General features: G+C 31.8%; 17 protein-coding genes. 6 read left to right on the forward strand and 11 right to left on the reverse strand.

Features of this window, described 5'->3' with window-relative positions:
• A partial coding sequence (locus tag C0512_RS10665; RefSeq protein WP_290861382.1) for a hypothetical protein occupies positions 1-1,303 on the forward strand: 1,303 nt, incomplete at its 5' end.
• Between the two features lie 67 nt (positions 1,304-1,370).
• Here the strand turns inward: C0512_RS10665 and C0512_RS10670 are convergent.
• The 3 genes from C0512_RS10670 to C0512_RS10680 are packed head-to-tail and all read right to left on the reverse strand — an operon-like array spanning position 1,371 to position 4,222.
• Entirely contained in the window at positions 1,371-2,531 is a 1,161-nt protein-coding gene (locus tag C0512_RS10670; RefSeq protein ID WP_290861384.1) for a T9SS type A sorting domain-containing protein, read from the reverse strand.
• Positions 2,532-2,568: 37 nt separating this feature from the next.
• A complete protein-coding gene (locus tag C0512_RS10675; RefSeq protein ID WP_290861386.1) occupies positions 2,569-3,615 on the reverse strand; it encodes an RluA family pseudouridine synthase in 1,047 nt (348 codons plus the stop codon).
• Positions 3,608-4,222 (reverse strand): PASTA domain-containing protein, encoded by a 615-nt coding sequence (locus tag C0512_RS10680; RefSeq protein WP_290861388.1) that lies wholly within the window; start codon positions 4,220-4,222, stop codon positions 3,608-3,610. The genes C0512_RS10675 and C0512_RS10680 overlap by 8 nt, the downstream gene beginning before the upstream one ends.
• Before the next feature lie 104 nt (positions 4,223-4,326).
• Here C0512_RS10680 and C0512_RS10685 point away from each other — a divergent pair, with 104 nt between their 5' ends.
• Both C0512_RS10685 and coaD read left to right on the forward strand, forming a co-directional pair.
• Positions 4,327-5,301, forward strand: coding sequence for a D-alanine--D-alanine ligase (locus tag C0512_RS10685; RefSeq protein ID WP_290861390.1), 975 nt, complete (start codon positions 4,327-4,329; stop codon positions 5,299-5,301).
• Between the two features lie 7 nt (positions 5,302-5,308).
• Positions 5,309-5,764 carry a pantetheine-phosphate adenylyltransferase gene (gene coaD, locus C0512_RS10690; RefSeq protein ID WP_290861392.1) on the forward strand — a complete coding sequence of 152 codons (456 nt, stop codon included), beginning with the start codon at positions 5,309-5,311 and terminating at the stop codon, positions 5,762-5,764.
• A gap of 47 nt (positions 5,765-5,811) precedes the next feature.
• Here coaD and C0512_RS10695 read toward each other — a convergent pair whose 3' ends face one another.
• On the reverse strand, positions 5,812-6,672 hold the full coding sequence (locus tag C0512_RS10695) for a T9SS type A sorting domain-containing protein (RefSeq protein WP_290861394.1): 861 nt from the start codon (positions 6,670-6,672) through the stop codon (positions 5,812-5,814).
• 93 nt (positions 6,673-6,765) lie between these two features.
• Here C0512_RS10695 and C0512_RS10700 point away from each other — a divergent pair, with 93 nt between their 5' ends.
• A complete protein-coding gene (locus C0512_RS10700) occupies positions 6,766-8,490 on the forward strand; it encodes a M14 family metallopeptidase (protein ID WP_290861396.1) in 1,725 nt (574 codons plus the stop codon).
• 7 nt (positions 8,491-8,497) lie between these two features.
• Here C0512_RS10700 and C0512_RS10705 read toward each other — a convergent pair whose 3' ends face one another.
• On the reverse strand, positions 8,498-9,082 hold the full coding sequence (locus C0512_RS10705; protein ID WP_290861398.1) for an NUDIX domain-containing protein: 585 nt from the start codon (positions 9,080-9,082) through the stop codon (positions 8,498-8,500).
• A gap of 7 nt (positions 9,083-9,089) precedes the next feature.
• Here C0512_RS10705 and pyrE point away from each other — a divergent pair, with 7 nt between their 5' ends.
• Together pyrE and C0512_RS10715 are read left to right on the forward strand one after the other, a co-directional pair.
• Entirely contained in the window at positions 9,090-9,737 is a 648-nt protein-coding gene (gene pyrE, locus C0512_RS10710) for an orotate phosphoribosyltransferase (RefSeq protein WP_290861400.1), read from the forward strand.
• Between the two features lie 82 nt (positions 9,738-9,819).
• Positions 9,820-10,212 (forward strand): SRPBCC family protein, encoded by a 393-nt coding sequence (locus C0512_RS10715; RefSeq protein ID WP_290861402.1) that lies wholly within the window; start codon positions 9,820-9,822, stop codon positions 10,210-10,212.
• 1 nt (position 10,213) lies between these two features.
• Here C0512_RS10715 and C0512_RS10720 read toward each other — a convergent pair whose 3' ends face one another.
• The 6 genes from C0512_RS10720 to C0512_RS10745 form a co-directional block, all read right to left on the reverse strand.
• The gene (locus C0512_RS10720; RefSeq protein ID WP_290861404.1) at positions 10,214-13,210 is read right to left on the reverse strand and encodes a glycoside hydrolase family 3 N-terminal domain-containing protein; all 2,997 of its coding nucleotides are present in this window, start codon (positions 13,208-13,210) and stop codon (positions 10,214-10,216) included.
• An 11-nt stretch (positions 13,211-13,221) separates the two neighbouring features.
• A complete protein-coding gene (locus C0512_RS10725) occupies positions 13,222-13,704 on the reverse strand; it encodes an ABC transporter ATPase (protein ID WP_290861406.1) in 483 nt (160 codons plus the stop codon).
• 81 nt (positions 13,705-13,785) lie between these two features.
• Positions 13,786-14,577, reverse strand: a complete 792-nt coding sequence (locus tag C0512_RS10730; protein WP_290861408.1) for a (Fe-S)-binding protein — start codon at positions 14,575-14,577, stop codon at positions 13,786-13,788.
• 36 nt (positions 14,578-14,613) lie between these two features.
• Positions 14,614-15,060 (reverse strand): phosphoheptose isomerase, encoded by a 447-nt coding sequence (locus C0512_RS10735; protein ID WP_290861410.1) that lies wholly within the window; start codon positions 15,058-15,060, stop codon positions 14,614-14,616.
• A gap of 82 nt (positions 15,061-15,142) precedes the next feature.
• Positions 15,143-16,468: a (Fe-S)-binding protein gene (locus C0512_RS10740; protein ID WP_290861412.1), complete on the reverse strand. Its 1,326-nt coding sequence runs from the start codon at positions 16,466-16,468 to the stop codon at positions 15,143-15,145.
• Between the two features lie 6 nt (positions 16,469-16,474).
• Positions 16,475-17,446 carry an MlaD family protein gene (locus C0512_RS10745; RefSeq protein WP_290861414.1) on the reverse strand — a complete coding sequence of 324 codons (972 nt, stop codon included), beginning with the start codon at positions 17,444-17,446 and terminating at the stop codon, positions 16,475-16,477.
• Between the last annotated feature and the right edge of the window lie 9 nt (positions 17,447-17,455).

Below are 17,455 nucleotides of genomic sequence, written 5' to 3' on the forward strand. Positions count from 1 at the left end.
TATTACCGATTCAAAAGCTCAAGACCGAACTACGGTTAAAGCTAATTCTGTTGATATAAGTGATAACTTAGATTTAAGAGCTATTGCAACCATATTTGGAGAATCTGCTAATTTAGAAGATTTTGAACAACGATTAAATGATCCACAAACACAAATTTCAAATCTTGATTTAAATAACGATAATCAAGTTGATTATTTACGTGTAATTGAATCTGTAGAAGGTAGAACACATTTAATTATTGTTCAATCAGTCATTGGACGAGATCTTTTCCAAGATGTTGCCACTATAGAAGTAGAAAAAGACCGAAATAATAAATTACAAGTTCAAATTGTAGGTGATGTTTATATGTATGGTACAAATTATATCTATGAACCTATATATGCTTACACACCAATTATTTATAATACCTTTTGGGTAAACTCCTATCGACCTTACTGCTCTCCGTGGTATTGGAATTATTATCCTTCATACTATTTTGTATGGAATCCCTATCCCTATTTTCATTACAGAAATCACATAAATTTTTATGTGAATTATAATAATACTTGTCATTATGTAAACCACAGAAGAAGTAGTCATGCAGTAGCAATGCATCGCAATTATAGAACAAATGGATATGAAAGACAATATCCAAATCGTTCCTTCAATCATCGTAATGATGGCTATGATAATCGTCACGAATTAGTTCAAACTCGCAATAATGGTTCTAATAGAGATCAAGCTGTTGCCTCTTCTCCAAGAAGTACTAGAGCAAATTTGTACACAGGATCTTCAAATTCTGGGGTTAGAAATACAACTTATAATACTTCTAATGTAAGTAATTCACCAAAACCAAGAGCTGAAAACCCTAAAAGCTATTCAAATGAGACAGTTTATTCTTCTCCAAAACCAAGAATTGAAAATCCAAAAAGTTATTCAAATGAGACAGGCTATTCTACTCCAAAACCAAGAGTTAAAAATACCAATTCATCAGAAGATCTAGCTTTTAATAATCCGAGAAGTACATCTATGAATAGTTCATCTTCAGAATATAGCAGTCCGAAACCTAGAGTTAAAGAGGTAAAAGAAGATAATAATTTTTCAAGTACACCAAGAAGTACGCCGAAATCAAGTGAATATAGTTCACCGCGTTCAACTTCAAATCAAGCATCATCTCCAAGAGTTCAGAATCAAAATTCTTATTCAAATTCTCCTCAACCAAGAGCAAGTAGCTCCTCTAAAGGGGAACAAACAAGAAGTGAAGGAAGAAATAAAAATACTCCTCAGACCAGAACTTCCGGGAATTCAATTCGAAGAGGTTAAATTTTAAATTAATAAAAACAAAAAGTAGCGACCTCAAAATTCGCTACTTTTTTTGATTAATTTATTTTTATTTTACTAATTTGAATACAGAGACTTTATGTTTTTGATCTGTACATTTTATAAAATAAATTCCAGATGCCCAATCTTCAGTGTTAATTTTTGTAAATGCAGAAATAGTTTCTTTGTATACTAATTCCGCATGCATATTGTAACATTCTATCATTAGCAATTTATCTGGAAAGGCTGAAATTCTTATTTCATTTTGAAATGGATTTGGATAGGCTTTAAATAACTCACTTTCATTTAATTCCAAAATATTAAGTGCACAATATTCACAATTATTAATTGTAGAGATTCCAACGGAATAGGTAAGTAATTGTTGAAATGAATTTCCGGCACTACAATTTGATTTCAATTGATAATCAAGCCAATATAACATGCTTGGGTTTAATAATTGATGTTGTTCAGTTCTAGAAATGGCCGGTGAAGGTGAACAAGTGGATTCTCCAATGCTACAAAACAAATTATAGTTTGCCATTTGACAATGACTTCCTCCGGTAATACTTATATACGATTTACATTCACTATTAAGTGCATTGTACATTGGTAATTGATTGGTGTTTGTTGGAGTTACACAATCATTTGTACCGGCAATAATCAAGGCAGGAATTGTTAAATTTCCTGCAGCTGCAATCGCTGAAGGATTAGTTTCTGCCGCTGCTAAAGTAAGAATTGCATCAATTTCGTTTGAAAATTGAACAGCTAAAAAAGCAGCTCCGCCTCCCATACTATGCCCCATCAAAGCACTTTTATCTGATATACGATTGTAAAAAATAGAAGATGAATTTAAATTTAATAGTGCCATTTGGCTTATCACAAAGGCTAAATCTTTACCAAATTCTAAATGAGAAGGAGAAGCTCCTCCTTCTGTTTTTGGAAAAATCATGACGTAGCCTTGGGGTACTAATGCTTCCCAAATATTTTGATAAGCATCCCAGGACATTAAAAATCCATGCCCAAAGCTCAAAACCGGAAAAGATTCAGAAGTTGAAGAAGCAACAGGAACATTAATTCCTGCAGAGTTGGCTGGATAATAAATTTCAGAGGCAATAGAACGATTTCCTCGACTGGCATCAATAAAAGTAATGGTAGTTCTACCTATTTCAAATGATTGAGCCGATATTCCAAAAGTTGAAAAAAGTAATACAAAATGTAAAATTCTAATCATAATTTAAACTTTTTAAGCGTTTAAATATAATAAAAAATTACTCTTCTTCTTCCAAAGTATGTGATTTTGAATAAGTTCGCCATTTTTCAACACACTCGGCCATATCTTGTGGGATTTCAGTGTCAAAGCGTAAAAATTCTTTGGTTATTGGATGTTCAAAGCCTAAAGTTTTTGCGTGAAGAGCTTGTCGGGGCAATACTTTAAAACAATTGTCTACAAACTGTTTGTATTTTGTGAAAGTTGTCCCTTTAAGAATGTTATGTCCACCATATCGTTCATCATTAAACAAAGTATGTCCAATATGTTTCATGTGGGCTCTAATTTGATGGGTTCTACCAGTTTCTAATTTACAAGATATCAAAGTTACATATCCTAATCGTTCTATAACTTTATAATGAGTCACAGCAGGTTTTCCCATACTTTCATCTTCAAAAATTGCCATTTGCATTCGATCTTTCACATGTCTGCCAATGTAACCACGGACTGTACCTTCCTCTTCTTCTACATTTCCCCAAACTAACGCAATATATTCTCGTTCAGAAGTTTTAGCTGCAAATTGCTTGGTTAAATAGGCCATCGCTAAATCAGTTTTTGCAATCACCAAAAGACCGGAAGTGTTTTTATCAATTCGATGCACTAAACCGGGTCTTTCTGAGCTATTCATAGGAAGATTCTCAAAATGATAAGCCAATGCATTTACTAATGTTCCGCTATAATTTCCATGTCCGGGATGAACAACCATTCCCGCTTCTTTATTAACAACTAACAATTGATCATCTTCATAGATAACATTGATTGGAATATTTTCGGGTTCCAACAAGTATTCAAATGGCGGATGAGGCATCAAAACCCTAATTACATCAAATGGTTTTACTTTGTAATTAGATTTTACAGGTTGTTCATTTACCAATATATTACCTGCTGTAGCCGCTTGTTGAATTTTATTTCTAGTTGCATTTTCGACTACTTGCATTAAATATTTATCAATACGAAGCATCGATTGTCCTTTAGGAACATCAAATCGGTGGTGTTCAAATAATTCGTCGTCTGTTTCAAGTTCGACCGTTGGAGGAATATTATTCATTAGTGGGGTTGCTTTCTTGTTCCCGAATCAAACTGTCAATTTCAGTTTCATCAAAAGCGACTTTACCATCACCCAAAACCAAGTCAATTTTAGATGTTTTCATGATTTTAGTTCCCGGTTTAATAGGAGCTCCCTTGTATCTCATTTCTAAAACCATATCTTTACCTAAATAAGGTTTGTAAGTTACCTCCCCTACTTGTAATCCTATCGATTTTAGCGTTGGTTCTGCTTGTCGGAATGTTTTTTCTATCAAGTCCGGTAACACTACTAAAGTATAGCCTGATGCATTTACTTTAATATAAATTTTTCTGTTTGCCTTGACCTTTGCTCCTTTTTTTGGCTCTTGTTCTACAACAGAAAACTGTGGAAAATCTTTTTTATAATCCAACGTATCTAATAATACATAATCTAAACCTAATTCATCTAAAGTTTCTTCTGCCTGTTCAACATTCATTTTACTCAAATCTGGAACAGTGATTTCCTGACCGTGATTAGTAAAAAAAGAGAGCATATTAAAAAACACAAAAGCCAAAACAGCAATAATACCAAATGCCATTAAAACTTGACTGAAAAACACTTTACTGGTTAAGTAATTTCTTAAACTCATTCTATTTTATTTGTTGCAAATATATAAAATAATAAACCGTTTTTAGTTTCCATAAATAAATGATAAATTTGTTAAGGTAAAACCTAATCTTTAAACGCACACCAATGAAAAATGTTGCCATCATCATGGGCGGATATTCCAGTGAATATCAAATTTCACTCACAAGTGGAAATGTAGTTTATCAATACTTGGATAAATCGAAATACAATCCCTATCGTATTCACATATTTAAAGAAAAATGGGTTTTGGTAAACGATAATAAAGAAGAGTTTCCGGTAAATAAAAATGATTTTTCCGTTAGTATGAATGGTGAAAAATTAAACTTTGATGTTGTGTTTAATGCTATTCATGGTACTCCCGGGGAAGATGGTTTAATGCAAGCCTACTTTGAATTATTAACTATTCCACAAACTAGCTGCGATTATTATCAATCAGCTTTAACCTTTAATAAAAGAGATTTACTTTCTGTATTAAAACCGTATGGAATCAAAACGGCTACCTCCTATTATTTGAATTTTGGTGAGGCTGTTGAACCGGAAGCAATTATTAAAAAGGTTGGATTGCCTTGTTTTGTAAAACCAAATAAATCAGGTTCCAGTTTTGGAATATCTAAAGTTAAAACTAAAGAAGAATTAATTCCTGCTATAGAAAATGCCTACAAAGAAGATAATGAAATCATTATTGAAAGTTTTTTAGACGGTACTGAAGTATCTGTAGGTGTAATCAATTATAAAGGAAAAATTACTGTTTTACCTATCACTGAAATTGTTTCAGAAAATGATTTCTTTGATTATGAAGCTAAATATTTAGGAAAATCACAGGAAATCACTCCGGCTAGAATTAGTGAAGAATTAAAAGCAAAAATTGAAACGGTAGCAAAAAGAGCCTATGAAGTCTTAAAAATGAAAGGATTTTCAAGAAGCGAATTTATTATAGTAAATAACGAACCTTATATGCTGGAAATGAATACCATTCCCGGAATGACAACCGAAAGTATTTTGCCACAACAAGCTAAAGTTGCTGGTATCCCATTGTCTGATTTGTTTGACAATGCCATTGAATTAGCGTTGACAAAATAATATAATTATGAAAAAAGCAATATTCCCAGGGTCATTTGACCCTATAACGTTAGGACATTTTGATATTATTCAACGTGGTATTTCACTTTTTGATGAAGTAATTGTAGCCATTGGAGTAAATGCAGAAAAAAAATACATGTTCTCGATTGAACAACGTATGAAATTTATTGAAGAAGCCTTTAAAAATGTGCCAAAAGTTCGTGTAATTACCTATGAAGGACTAACAATAGACTTATGTAAAAAAGAAAATGCAGAATTTATTTTACGTGGTTTACGAAATCCGGCTGATTTTGAATTTGAAAAAGCGATTGCTCATACCAACCGAAGACTATCAAAAATTGAAACCGTATTTTTATTAACTGCTTCTAAAACTTCCTATATCAGTTCGAGTATTGTTCGCGATGTTATTAGAAATGGTGGAGATTATACCGTATTAGTTCCTGATTCAGTCAAAATAAAATAAAAAACCCGATTCAATGAACCGGGTTTTAATGAATCATATTGAAAATATTATTCTTTGATAAGTCTTTTATTTAAAACTCCTTCTGAAGTTTGTAAATTCAAAATATAAATTCCTGTATTGTATTCAGAAATAGAAAATGAATTTGAAGCATCTAAATTGATTGCCATTTGTTTTCCAGTAATATCAGTTAAACTCGCTTTTTCAATTGAAACTGAAGCTGGTAAATCAACTGTAAATTTTCCTTTAGATGGATTTGGATAAACAGAAACCTTTTGTAAAATACTTTCTTTAACACCCAAAGTAGTTCCGGTAACACTCAATACTAAATGAGCATTTGGAAAATTAATTGAAGCTAGTGGTGTCGGAGGGACAAGTGCACAAGCTGTTGAAGAAATATAAGTTGGAGCTGATTCACCCAAATCATTAGCAGACAAGAAAATTCTATTTCCACTACTAGCCGTTTGAGCTAAATATCCTACTTCAACTAATACGTTTGAACCAGCCGGAATTGTGGCAGCAATAGGAACTGAAACTAACGTTTCAACATCTGCTAACAAGAAATTTGTGGTAACTTGTGCTAATTCGGTGTATCCTGCAGGATATGCTACTGGAAAATTATTGCTTGTTGTAGAATAAATTTTAACTGTAACAGGAAAACCATCTGGTAAAGTTGGTATGGTCAAGGTCTGAACACCAAATTGCACACTAGAAATAGTGTAATCGGCGGTAATTGAAAAATCGCTTAATTTAAAATATCTAAAATAGCGATTATCACTTGATGTTGAAGGAGTACCACCATTACAAGCGACATTTGTATTTGACAAAGTCATAGAGGTAGAATGAGAAATAGTTTGACTAGTTCCGATAAAACCAAAAAGCAATAAAAAAAGTAAAGTAATTTTTTTCATAAATGATTATTTTTAAATTTGTTGTAACAAAACTAATTTTTTTTCTTACACAAAATACATTTTGGTTATTTTTTTTTTAAAAAAAACAAACACATGTTAAAATTTATACAATTTTCACTATTTCTAGCTTGCTTTATATCTTTCTCTCAAAATAAAAGTTTCATTTTGACGCCTTTTGAAAAAGGTAATGGTAATCAATCGACAACTTATGAAGAATGTATTTCCTTTTATCAAAATTTAGCTAACAATTATTCAAGTATTCAAATACTGGAAAAAGGTAAAACTGATAGTGGAAAATCATTGCATATTGTTGTTTTTTCTGAAAATAAAAACTTTGATTTTGATCAAGATAAAGCAATTGTTTTGGTGAATAATGGAATACATCCCGGTGAACCCGATGGTATTGATGCTTCAATGATGCTCCTTCGAGATTTGGCAACTTCAAAAATTAAAGTTCCGAAAAATACGCTAGTAGTAGTTATTCCGGTTTATAATATTGACGGAATGTTAAATAGAAATTCCTCTTCCAGAGCTAATCAAAATGGCCCGGAAACTTATGGTTTTAGAGGAAATGGGAGAAATTATGATTTGAATAGAGATTTTATCAAATCGGATACTAAAAATTCAAGAAGTTTTCAAGAGCTATTTACAAGTATAAATCCGGATGTTTTTTTAGACAATCACGTTTCTAATGGTGCTGATTATCAATATACTTTTACTTGTATTGCTACTCAACACGAACGATTAGGAACAACTTTAGGAAACTATTTCACCAATGAATTTTTTCCTGACATTGTCAAAAGCATGAACCAAAAAAAAATTGATGTAGTTCCCTATGTAAATGTTCACAGTACTACTCCGGACCAAGGTTATGAACAATTTACAGACACACCAAGATATGCTACCGGTTATAGCTCACTTTTCAATACCTTGGGTTTTGTGCCTGAAACGCACATGCTCAAATCGTTCAAAGAAAGAGTGAAAGTAACTTATGAATTTATGATTAGTGTTATAAATTATACCGATGCCAATTGGGATAAAATTAAAAAAATCAGAATGGAAAGTTATAATGATTACCAACAAGGAACAAACTATCCTATTGATTGGGCAATTGACTCAACTAAAGTATCATATATTGATTTTAAAGGATTTGAAGGACTGAAAAAGCCTAGTGACATTTCCGGAAAAGATCGATTATATTATGATAGAAGCAAGCCGTTTACCAAGAAAATTCCATTTTATGGAAATTATAAACCCACGAAATTTATTACGATTCCAAAATCTTATATTATTCCACAATCGCAATGGCAAATTATTGATTTGTTAAAATTAAATAAGATGCAATTTACCCTAATTCAAAAGGATACATTAATTGAAGTTGAAACATATAAAATTGATAATTATCAAACTTCAAAATCTCCTTACGAAGGTCATTATGTACATTACAATACTAAAATTTCAAAAAGTAATAAAAAAGTAAAATTCAATTCGGGTGATTATATCTTTTTCTCAAATCAAACTGGTGTAAAATATTTACTGGAAACACTTGAACCGGAGGCTGTTGATTCCTATTTTAATTGGAATTTTTTTGATACCATTTTGCAACAAAAAGAATGGTATTCTGCTTATGTATTTGAAGATTTAGCTACGGACATTTTAAAACAAAATCCGATTTTAAAAGAAAACTTTAAAAAAAAGAAAATGGAGGAACCAAAATTTGCTGAAAGTGGTTCGGCTCAATTAGATTGGATTTATAGAAATTCTATTTACTTTGAATCCTCTTATTTAACTTATCCTGTTTATAGAGTGTTGAAATAATTTTTTTTTATTCAAATAATAATTTTATATTTTCATAAGAGTTTGTCAAAGCAACTTGAATCTCCTTAGGCGTTTTCCACTCCACTTTTTCAATCCCTTCTTCGACTTGACCAATCAATTTTTCATTGAAACTCGTTCGCATTTCAAACCAATGGGTAATTTTCAGTTTATAACGTCCGTTTCGTTTAAAAATATGATATGTTTTAGGAAGCTTTCTAATTATTTTTAATCCTTTCACTCCTGTTTCTTCTTCAACTTCCCGAATAGCGGTATCTTCAATTTCTTCTCCTTTTTCAATTCCGCCTTTAGGTAAATCCCATTTTTTATTTCTAAAAATAAACAAAACTTCATTTTTATCATTGTAAACCAATCCACCTCCAGCCTTTTCAACCGGTATTTTTGATTTCAACTTTTTCATCATTTCCTTTTCATCCGGATGATACAAAAAAGCTTTATCAACTTTATTTTTAAATATTTTGATAATAAGTTCTTTAATATCAACACTTTCAAGTAAAAACAATTGAAAATCCGTTTCTTTTTGGATTTCATTTGTCAAAAAAAGTGGCTTGTCGTTCACAAAAACTTTATACATTTGTACTATGATTTTAAATAAAGATACAGCTAAAAAAACGGCCGAATTGCTTTTACAAATAAACGCAATTAAATTAAATCCTAAAAATCCTTTTACATGGGCTTCAGGATGGAAATCGCCTATCTATTGTGATAACCGGATAACACTTTCATTTCCACCAATTCGTAATTATTTACGAGAGGAGTTTTCCAAACATATTGAAAAGCAATTTGGAAAACCGGATGTGATTGCAGGTGTTGCCACGGGTGCAATTGGAATTGGAATGCTTGTTGCTGAATACTTGGGATTACCTTTTGTATATGTTCGTCCCGAGCCTAAAAAACATGGTAGACAAAACCAAATTGAAGGTTTTTTACAAAAAGGACAGAATGTTGTTGTTGTAGAAGATTTAATCAGTACAGGAAACAGTAGTTTACTTGCGGTGGAAGCTTTAAAAGAAGCAGGAGCTAATGTTAAAGGAATGGTCGCCATTTTTACATATGGTTTTGATGTATCTGTTGAAAACTTTAAAAAAGCTAATGTTGAATTATACACGCTTTCAAATTATGATAATTTATTAGAATTAGCTGTAGCGAAAAATTATATCACAGAAGAAGAACAACACACTCTACAAGAATGGCGAGTTAGCCCATCTACTTGGGGAGTTGAAGTTTAAGAATAGAAAAAAGAAAAAAGAGAAAAGACAAAAATCTAAACCGACATCGGAAAACAGACAACCGATAACAGAAAACAAAAAAATGAATTTAGAAAGCCCAAAAGTTACTGTAGAAAAATCAGCTCAGTATTTATTTGATTCCTTGAGTGATGTTCGCAATTTCGAAAAACTAATGCCTGATACAATTGCTAAATTTGAAGTGACCGGTGAGGATTCGTTTATTTTCGGACTTAAGGGTATGCCGGAAATCAAGTTACGGATGAAAGAAAAAAATCCGAGCAGTCAAGTTATTTTGGGAGCTGCTTCTGAAAAATTACCATTTACTTTAACCGGAAATATCACTAGCTTAAGTGATGCAAGTTCAGAAGTTCAATTGTCTTTTGACGGTGATTTTAATCCCATGATGGCTATGATGATTAAAGGACCTATTTCAAAATTTATTGAAACTTTAGCCGCAAACATGCATAAATTATAAATTACTTTATAATTGCATCATAAATTACCTGTTGAATATCTTCTCGAATATTTTTTTGAGATAATATGTTTTTCTCAGCATTCGGAAACGTTCTATTTGATAAAAAGATATAAATAATTTCCTCTTCAGGATCAGCCCAAGCCATTGTTCCAGTAAAACCGGTATGACCAAAACTAGTCATCGAAGCACAACCGCATGTTGGTCCGGATGTTCCTAATTGCGGCTTATCGAAACCTATTCCGCGACGATTTCCATTCTCGCAATAATAACATGTATTAAAGGCTTCAAACGTATTTGCTGAAAAATAAACTTCTCCTCCATAGCTTCCTTTTTGCAAAAAAAGTTGCATCATCTTTGCTAAATCCATTGAATTGGAAAAGATTCCGGCGTGCCCTCCTACTCCACCTTCCATTGCTGCCTCCATGTCGTGCACATAGCCTTGAATAGTTTGATATCGAAAATAAGTATCTATTTCTGTTGGTGGAATTTTACTCATATCAAACTTGTGCAACGGATTGTATAAAGTATTATTCATACCCAATTTAGAATAAAAGTTTTTACTACTCAGTTCATCAAGCGTTTTTCCCGTTATTTTTTCTAAATAATTTTTAAGAATGATAAACGTAAAATCACTATATTTATATTCCTTTTTTGGTAATAATTTACTTTCTGCAATTGCCTTCATGATGGTGTCATGGTAGTCTTTTCTTAAATATAAATTTTCAGCTACTTGATTTGGAAATTCAGTGCTATATGCTTTTCTGTAATACTTCTCAGATGGCAAGTTATTTGAATCCAATGTTTGTTTATAAAATGGAATCCATGCTTGCAAACCGGCGTAATGGGATAATAACTCTTTAAAAATGATGTTTTCTTTATCTGTTCCTTTAAAAAGTGGTAACATTTCTCCCAAATGAGTTTCCAAGGATACCTTTTTATTATCGAATAATTGCATCACATTTGGCAAAGTAGATACGATTTTTGTTAACGAAGCTACATCATAAATATCTGAATTTTTAACTTGCATTTGTTTTTCATAAGTATGAAACCCAAAAGCTTTTTGATAAATTACTTTTCCTTTTCTAGCTACTAAAATTTGTCCTCCCGGTGTCATTTTTTCATCTATTGCTTTTTGCATGATTGCATCAATTCGTTGCAAAACAAAAGGATTCATTTTTACATTTTGTGGAGGTGTAAAACCTAAACGATTTAATTTTTCAGTTGATAAACCATGGTTAACTTTAAATTCTTCATTAATAGTAACCGGTAATTTTCCCTTAGCCTCAATAGCACCAAAAATAAGTTGGGCTGAAACATTTTGAGCCACATCGCTATTTTGATAAGAAACTATAACCCCATCAATATTTTCAAAAGTAGGAATTGAACTTAACGCATAGGGTTTTACAAAACAATCTAAAATTACTTTTTTACGTTTGGCTATTTCTGTAATCCATACTATTTCGTTGGCTGAAAAATCATGTTTTTTCCAAGCACCATCTGCTTTATGAAATCCTAAAATAACTTTTGTATAATCTCTTAATAAAAAATTTAATGAATCAATATTTTCATGTTTAACCTCAGTTATATCAGTATATTTTTTTAATGTTTCTAAAAAAACAGTATTAGAATCATCTCCCAATTTTACGTAAGCAATTTTATCTTTGTCCAATTCTTTAATTGGAATAATGTCTCCTTTATTTTTAATTACTGTAATGGCATTTTCATACAATTGATATTGTAATCCTTCATCCTGAGGAGTATTTATGGCAGATGAAAGTTTTTGAATTTCAATTGGTTTATTAACATTCAATCCGGCTTTGTACTTGAAATGCAATATTTTTTTAACGGAATATGACAATCTATCTTGTGTAATTAATGAACTATCTATGGCCTCTTTTATTTTTTGAATAGCAACAGGAACATTTTCAGGAAAAAGCAAAATATCATTTCCGGCAGTAAAAGCGGCTAAATCGATATCTCCCGGTTTTTTAAAATTGCTTGCTCCTTTCATATTGAGAGCATCTGTAAAAATTAATCCTTTAAAATTCAATTCTTTTTTCAGTAAATCAGTAACAATAACAATAGATATTGAAGAAGGATAACCCGGACGATTTTCAAAACTTGGTACATCAAGATGAGCAACCATTACACTGGCTAATCCTTTGTTAATTAATTTCTTATAGGGATATAATTCAATGTCTCGTATATGTTCCTGTGAAAAATTAACAACAGGCAAAGTATGATGTGAATCTGATTCTGTGGCACCATGACCCGGAAAATGTTTACCGGTGGCAAATACACCATTAGATTGTAAGCCAACCATTAATGCTAAAGCTCTTTCCGCAACATTCTTTTTATCTTCTCCAAATGAACGATTTCCTATTATTGGGTTTTTCGGATTGGTATTGATATCTAAAACGGGTGCAAAATTAAAATGTACACCCAATTGTTTAGATTGAACAGCCATTAATTCCCCTGTTTTTTCAATTAAATTTAAATCTTGAATAGCACCTAAAGTCATATTCCAAGGAAAACGATTGACAGAATCCAAACGCATACTTAATCCCCATTCGGCATCAATACCAATAAACAAAGGAACTTTCGATTTCTTTTGAAAACGATTTGTCAATTGAGCTTGACGTACTGGTCCACCTTGAAAAAAAATTAAGCCCCCAATTTTTTGTTCTTCAATTAATTTATCAAGCGATTTAATATGAGTTGAATCTTTATTTGAATAGGCGGCCACCATAAATAGTTGACCAATTTTTTCTTCAGTGGAAAGTGAATTAAAAATACTGTCTACCCATTTTTTTTCTTCAGGGGTTGACAAAGAATAATTGAACGTTAAATTTTCAAAATCCTCTATATTTTTATCTGTTGTAGGTTTAATCGTTGATTCTGAAATAACCGGATTAGAGTTGGCCGCTTTTTTTGTAGCACAATTCACAACTGAAATCAGCAAAAAGAGGAGAAGAAAAATTCGAAAAAATTTGAACATTATATTTTTTTTTAGAAAAATCGGCTATGCCAGCTATCTGAGGCAGGAACTTCCCAGTTTTCTTTCCATTCTTCAATTGTGTTAACCAGATTATTAAATACAATTGTATTTTCAGAAACAGCTTTTTCTTTAGCCATTCGTTTAAAATCCAGCAATGATTTATGAGTCAAAAATTCTCCTTGTTTATAAGTAACATTCATTTTGTCTAATAAATCTACTTTGTATTTTTGTTCTAATTTTTGAATAAACTCAACCGATTTATCAATTGAACATCCTGTTGCTTGTTGAACTTCCTGATTAACGGCCAAAATTAGAAATCGATTATATTTTGTTATAAAAGAGGCTTCTAACGGAGTTCCATGAGACTGCCACTCATCAATAAATGATTGCAAATCTTTCTCAATTTCAATTATTTCATCATCCGAAAATTTTCTGTTGGATTGATAAATCCAAATTCTGGATTCTTCGGGAAGACTATCAAAAGGAATATACATTTTTTTTAGGGTTTTGGGTGATTGGTAATGGGTTTTAGAACTATTTCCTTTTACCAATTACCATTTACCTATTATCGAATATTATAAATCTTGTGCATTTGCTATTAACTCGGCAACATCCATAACTTTTACGGAACTTTCTTTTTCTTTGTTTTTAATACCATCTGTCATCATGGTATTGCAAAATGGACATCCGGCAGCAATAATATCGGGTTTCGTTTCTAAAGCATCTTCCGTTCTCTCGATGTTGATTTCTTTTTTACCGGGTTCAGCATCTTTAAACATTTGAGCACCTCCGGCTCCACAACACAATCCATTGGCTTTGGAACGTTTCATTTCTACTAATTCAACTTCTAATTTTTGAATTAATTCTCTAGGTGCTTCATATACATTATTAGCTCTTCCTAAATAACAAGGGTCATGAAAAGTAATTCGTTTTCCTTTAAATTGACCACCTTCAATTGTTAAGCGACCATCATCTAAAAGCGATTTTAGAAATTGAGTATGGTGCATTACTTCATATTGTCCACCTAATTCAGGATATTCATTTTTTATTGTATTGAAGCAATGCGGACAAGCGGTAACAATTTTCTTAACTTCATAAGCATTCATGACTTGAATATTCATCATAGCTTGCATCTGAAACAAAAATTCATTTCCGGCTCTTTTTGCCGGATCACCGGTACAACTTTCTTCGGTTCCTAAAACTGCAAAAGAAACATTCGCCCGATTTAAAATTCGAACAAATGCTTTTGTGATTTTTTTAGCTCGGTCATCAAAACTTCCGGCACATCCTACCCAAAATAAAACTTCAGGTTGTTTGCCTTGAGCAATCATTTCTGCCATCGTTGGCACTACTAAATTTTCTGCCATGTTATTTTGTTTATGACAACACTTTCATTGTCAGTACTATTCGTGATGTTCGTCGTCAAATACTTGAATGGTAACTTCTTTTTCAACTAAGTCTGTAAATTTTCCTCTGTAACGAGTTGCTTTTACTAAATGGTTATCAATCCAATGGTAATTTCCACCACGTGGTTTACCAAATAAAATTCCGTGGTATTTGAATCCATGTTTTTTAAGCCAAATCTCAGTATATTCTCTGTGAGCTTCAGTTCTGGAAGTAAAAAAGAATATAATATGACCTTCATCATACCATTTATTTAATGTTACCAAAGCATCCGGATAAACCTCGGCTGTTAACATACGTTCCGGCTCTTCGTTGGGAATATCATCACATATGGTTCCGTCAATATCTATTAAATAATTTTTAATTCCTTCCGGTAAAATCGGACTTAAATGTTGTCCATTTTCAGTAATTGCTTGAAGCTTTTTGTTGATGTCTTCCGTTTTCATTTTTTAGTTTTTAATTAATTCACATTCATTAAACACGTTCCCAAGCCTCACTATTATGGGAATTTGTTTTTTATAATTTAGTTTAGTTCTCCTCTTTCCAATTCAAGCGATCCATTTGGTTATATTGCCATGGAGCACCATTATTTTCAATATTTGCCATCATGGCGTTTATTGGCATCGGAGCAGCACTTTGTTCCATGACCAAATATCGTCTCATATCCATGATGATAGATAACGGGCTTATATTAACGGGGCATTCCTCTACACATGCGTTACATGAAGTACATGACCAAAGTTCCTCTGTAGTGATGTAATCATTTAATAACGATTTATTATCCGGCACAAAAACACCCTTGTTCAAATCAATATTTTTTCCTACTTCTTCCAAACGGTCTCGCGTATCCATCATAATTTTACGAGGAGATAGTTTTTTACCGGTTAGATTAGCCGGACAAGAAGAAGCACATCGTCCACATTCGGTACATGTATAGGCATTTAATAACTGAACCCAATTTAAATCCAGCACATCACTAGCTCCAAACTTTGCAGGAACAGTCTCAGGATTTGCCGGTGCAGCAAATGGATCAACTGAAGGATCCATCATTAATTTAACTTCGTTTGTAACACTTTCCAAATTATCAAACTTTCCTTTTGCATTTAAATCTGCAAAATAAGTATTTGGAAATGCCAATAGAATATGTAAATGTTTCGAAAAATATAAATAATTTAAGAAAACCAAAATTCCACAAATATGTAACCACCAAGCAGTTCTTTCAATTACGACTACAACTCCTTCTGACAAACCATTAAACAGTGGCGAGATAAATTGACTGATAGGAAAACTCCCTGCTTGGTTGTAATGATGAACATTCATTTCCTGCAGCCATAAATCCGCTGAATTCATAATTAGAAATAAAGACATTAAAACTATCTCAAAATATAAAATATAGTTTGCATCACTTTTAGGCCAATTTTTCAAATCCGAGCTAACAAAACGTTTTAATTTTATTACATTTCTTCTTGACCAAAAAGCAATAACTGAAACTAAAACTAATACAGCAAGTATTTCAAATGAAGCAATTAAAACATCATAAAATCCACCCATGAATGAAAACACACGATGTGTTCCGAACAAGCCATCAATAACAATTTCCAATAGTTCTAAGTTGATAATTATGAAACCAACATAAACTATAATATGCAAAAATCCTGCAATTGGACGTTTCACCATTTTAGACTGTCCTAATGCAATCATGGTCATATTTTTCCAGCGTTCAGATGAATTGTCTGTTCTGTTAACTTTTTGTCCGAGTTTAATATTTCGAGCAATTTTTTTAACATTAAGGGCAAAATAACCAAAGCCTAAGCCTAAGATTATCAAAAATAAAATATTATCTAAATAGCTCATTTACTGCTAATTTTTAATTTTAGTAGAATCTATTTCAGTTGGAGCAACATAGGGTTTGTTTTTCTTACCAAATAAGGAAACATTGACATATCGAGTTGGATTCAATCGTAAATCTTCTAACAGAAGTTCCAATTCTTTGGAAGCTTTTGTGAAATTTGTATACATTTTGTCATCTTTCAATAATTTACCCATAGTGCCATTTCCATTCTCTAAATCGGCCATGATTTTATCAATATTGGCTAATGTTTTTTCTAAATTTTGAACGGTTTGCTTAATATTAACTTGAGCAAGAGAATCAGAAATTTTAGCAAAGTTTCCGGATGTTTTTTCAAAATTTGCCAGTGAATTATTAATTTTAGATTTATTATCCGTCAACATAGTATTCACTGATTTCGAAATATCACTAAATTCAGCCATGGTTTCACTAAATTTTGAAATGCTGTTTTTGATATTTTGCTTTGTGTTCGCATCTAAAGTTTCATTCAAATTGTTTAACAAGATATCTGTTGACACCATTACTTTTTCAATTTTCTCTTGTAGTGGTTGTAATTTTTCTGAAACAAGTGCGGTTAAACCACTTTTGATATCTCCTTTCAAATAATCACCCGATTCGGCTAATACAGATGGATTTTCAATTCCTGGAACAATTTGAATCATCTTACCTCCTATTAGTCCGGGTTCATAAATTAATGCAATGCTGGATTTAGGAATCGAATATTCTTTATTAATTTGAATTTCAACCATTGGTTTCCATGAATTCATATTGATGAAACTAATATTTTTCACTTTTCCAATAATAAGACCATTAATAGTAACCGGGGATGAATTTACCAAACCTTCTACTTCATTGTATTCTATATAAAAAGTATTATAATCTGTTAAGATATCGGTTCCTTTTAAATAGCTATAACCCCAAATGAATAACAAAATGGAGGAAATTACTAATATTGCTGTTTTTATTTCTTTCGTTAATTTCAAAATTGTTCT

Source organism: Flavobacterium sp. (assembly GCF_013822155.1).
Lineage (GTDB): Bacteria > Bacteroidota > Bacteroidia > Flavobacteriales > Flavobacteriaceae > Flavobacterium.

Bases quoted from the DNA above. Each gene is read 5' to 3' on its own strand.
- C0512_RS10670 (WP_290861384.1), bottom strand. From the start codon at position 2,531: ATGATTAGAATTTTACATTTTGTATTACTTTTTTCAACTTTTGGAATA.
- C0512_RS10675 (WP_290861386.1), bottom strand. From the start codon at position 3,615: ATGAATAATATTCCTCCAACGGTCGAACTTGAAACAGACGACGAATTA.
- C0512_RS10680 (WP_290861388.1), bottom strand. From the start codon at position 4,222: ATGAGTTTAAGAAATTACTTAACCAGTAAAGTGTTTTTCAGTCAAGTT.
- C0512_RS10685 (WP_290861390.1), top strand. From the start codon at position 4,327: ATGAAAAATGTTGCCATCATCATGGGCGGATATTCCAGTGAATATCAA.
- coaD (WP_290861392.1), top strand. From the start codon at position 5,309: ATGAAAAAAGCAATATTCCCAGGGTCATTTGACCCTATAACGTTAGGA.
- C0512_RS10695 (WP_290861394.1), bottom strand. From the start codon at position 6,672: ATGAAAAAAATTACTTTACTTTTTTTATTGCTTTTTGGTTTTATCGGA.
- C0512_RS10700 (WP_290861396.1), top strand. From the start codon at position 6,766: ATGTTAAAATTTATACAATTTTCACTATTTCTAGCTTGCTTTATATCT.
- C0512_RS10705 (WP_290861398.1), bottom strand. From the start codon at position 9,082: ATGTATAAAGTTTTTGTGAACGACAAGCCACTTTTTTTGACAAATGAA.
- pyrE (WP_290861400.1), top strand. From the start codon at position 9,090: ATGATTTTAAATAAAGATACAGCTAAAAAAACGGCCGAATTGCTTTTA.
- C0512_RS10715 (WP_290861402.1), top strand. From the start codon at position 9,820: ATGAATTTAGAAAGCCCAAAAGTTACTGTAGAAAAATCAGCTCAGTAT.
- C0512_RS10720 (WP_290861404.1), bottom strand. From the start codon at position 13,210: ATGTTCAAATTTTTTCGAATTTTTCTTCTCCTCTTTTTGCTGATTTCA.
- C0512_RS10725 (WP_290861406.1), bottom strand. From the start codon at position 13,704: ATGTATATTCCTTTTGATAGTCTTCCCGAAGAATCCAGAATTTGGATT.
- C0512_RS10730 (WP_290861408.1), bottom strand. From the start codon at position 14,577: ATGGCAGAAAATTTAGTAGTGCCAACGATGGCAGAAATGATTGCTCAA.
- C0512_RS10735 (WP_290861410.1), bottom strand. From the start codon at position 15,060: ATGAAAACGGAAGACATCAACAAAAAGCTTCAAGCAATTACTGAAAAT.
- C0512_RS10740 (WP_290861412.1), bottom strand. From the start codon at position 16,468: ATGAGCTATTTAGATAATATTTTATTTTTGATAATCTTAGGCTTAGGC.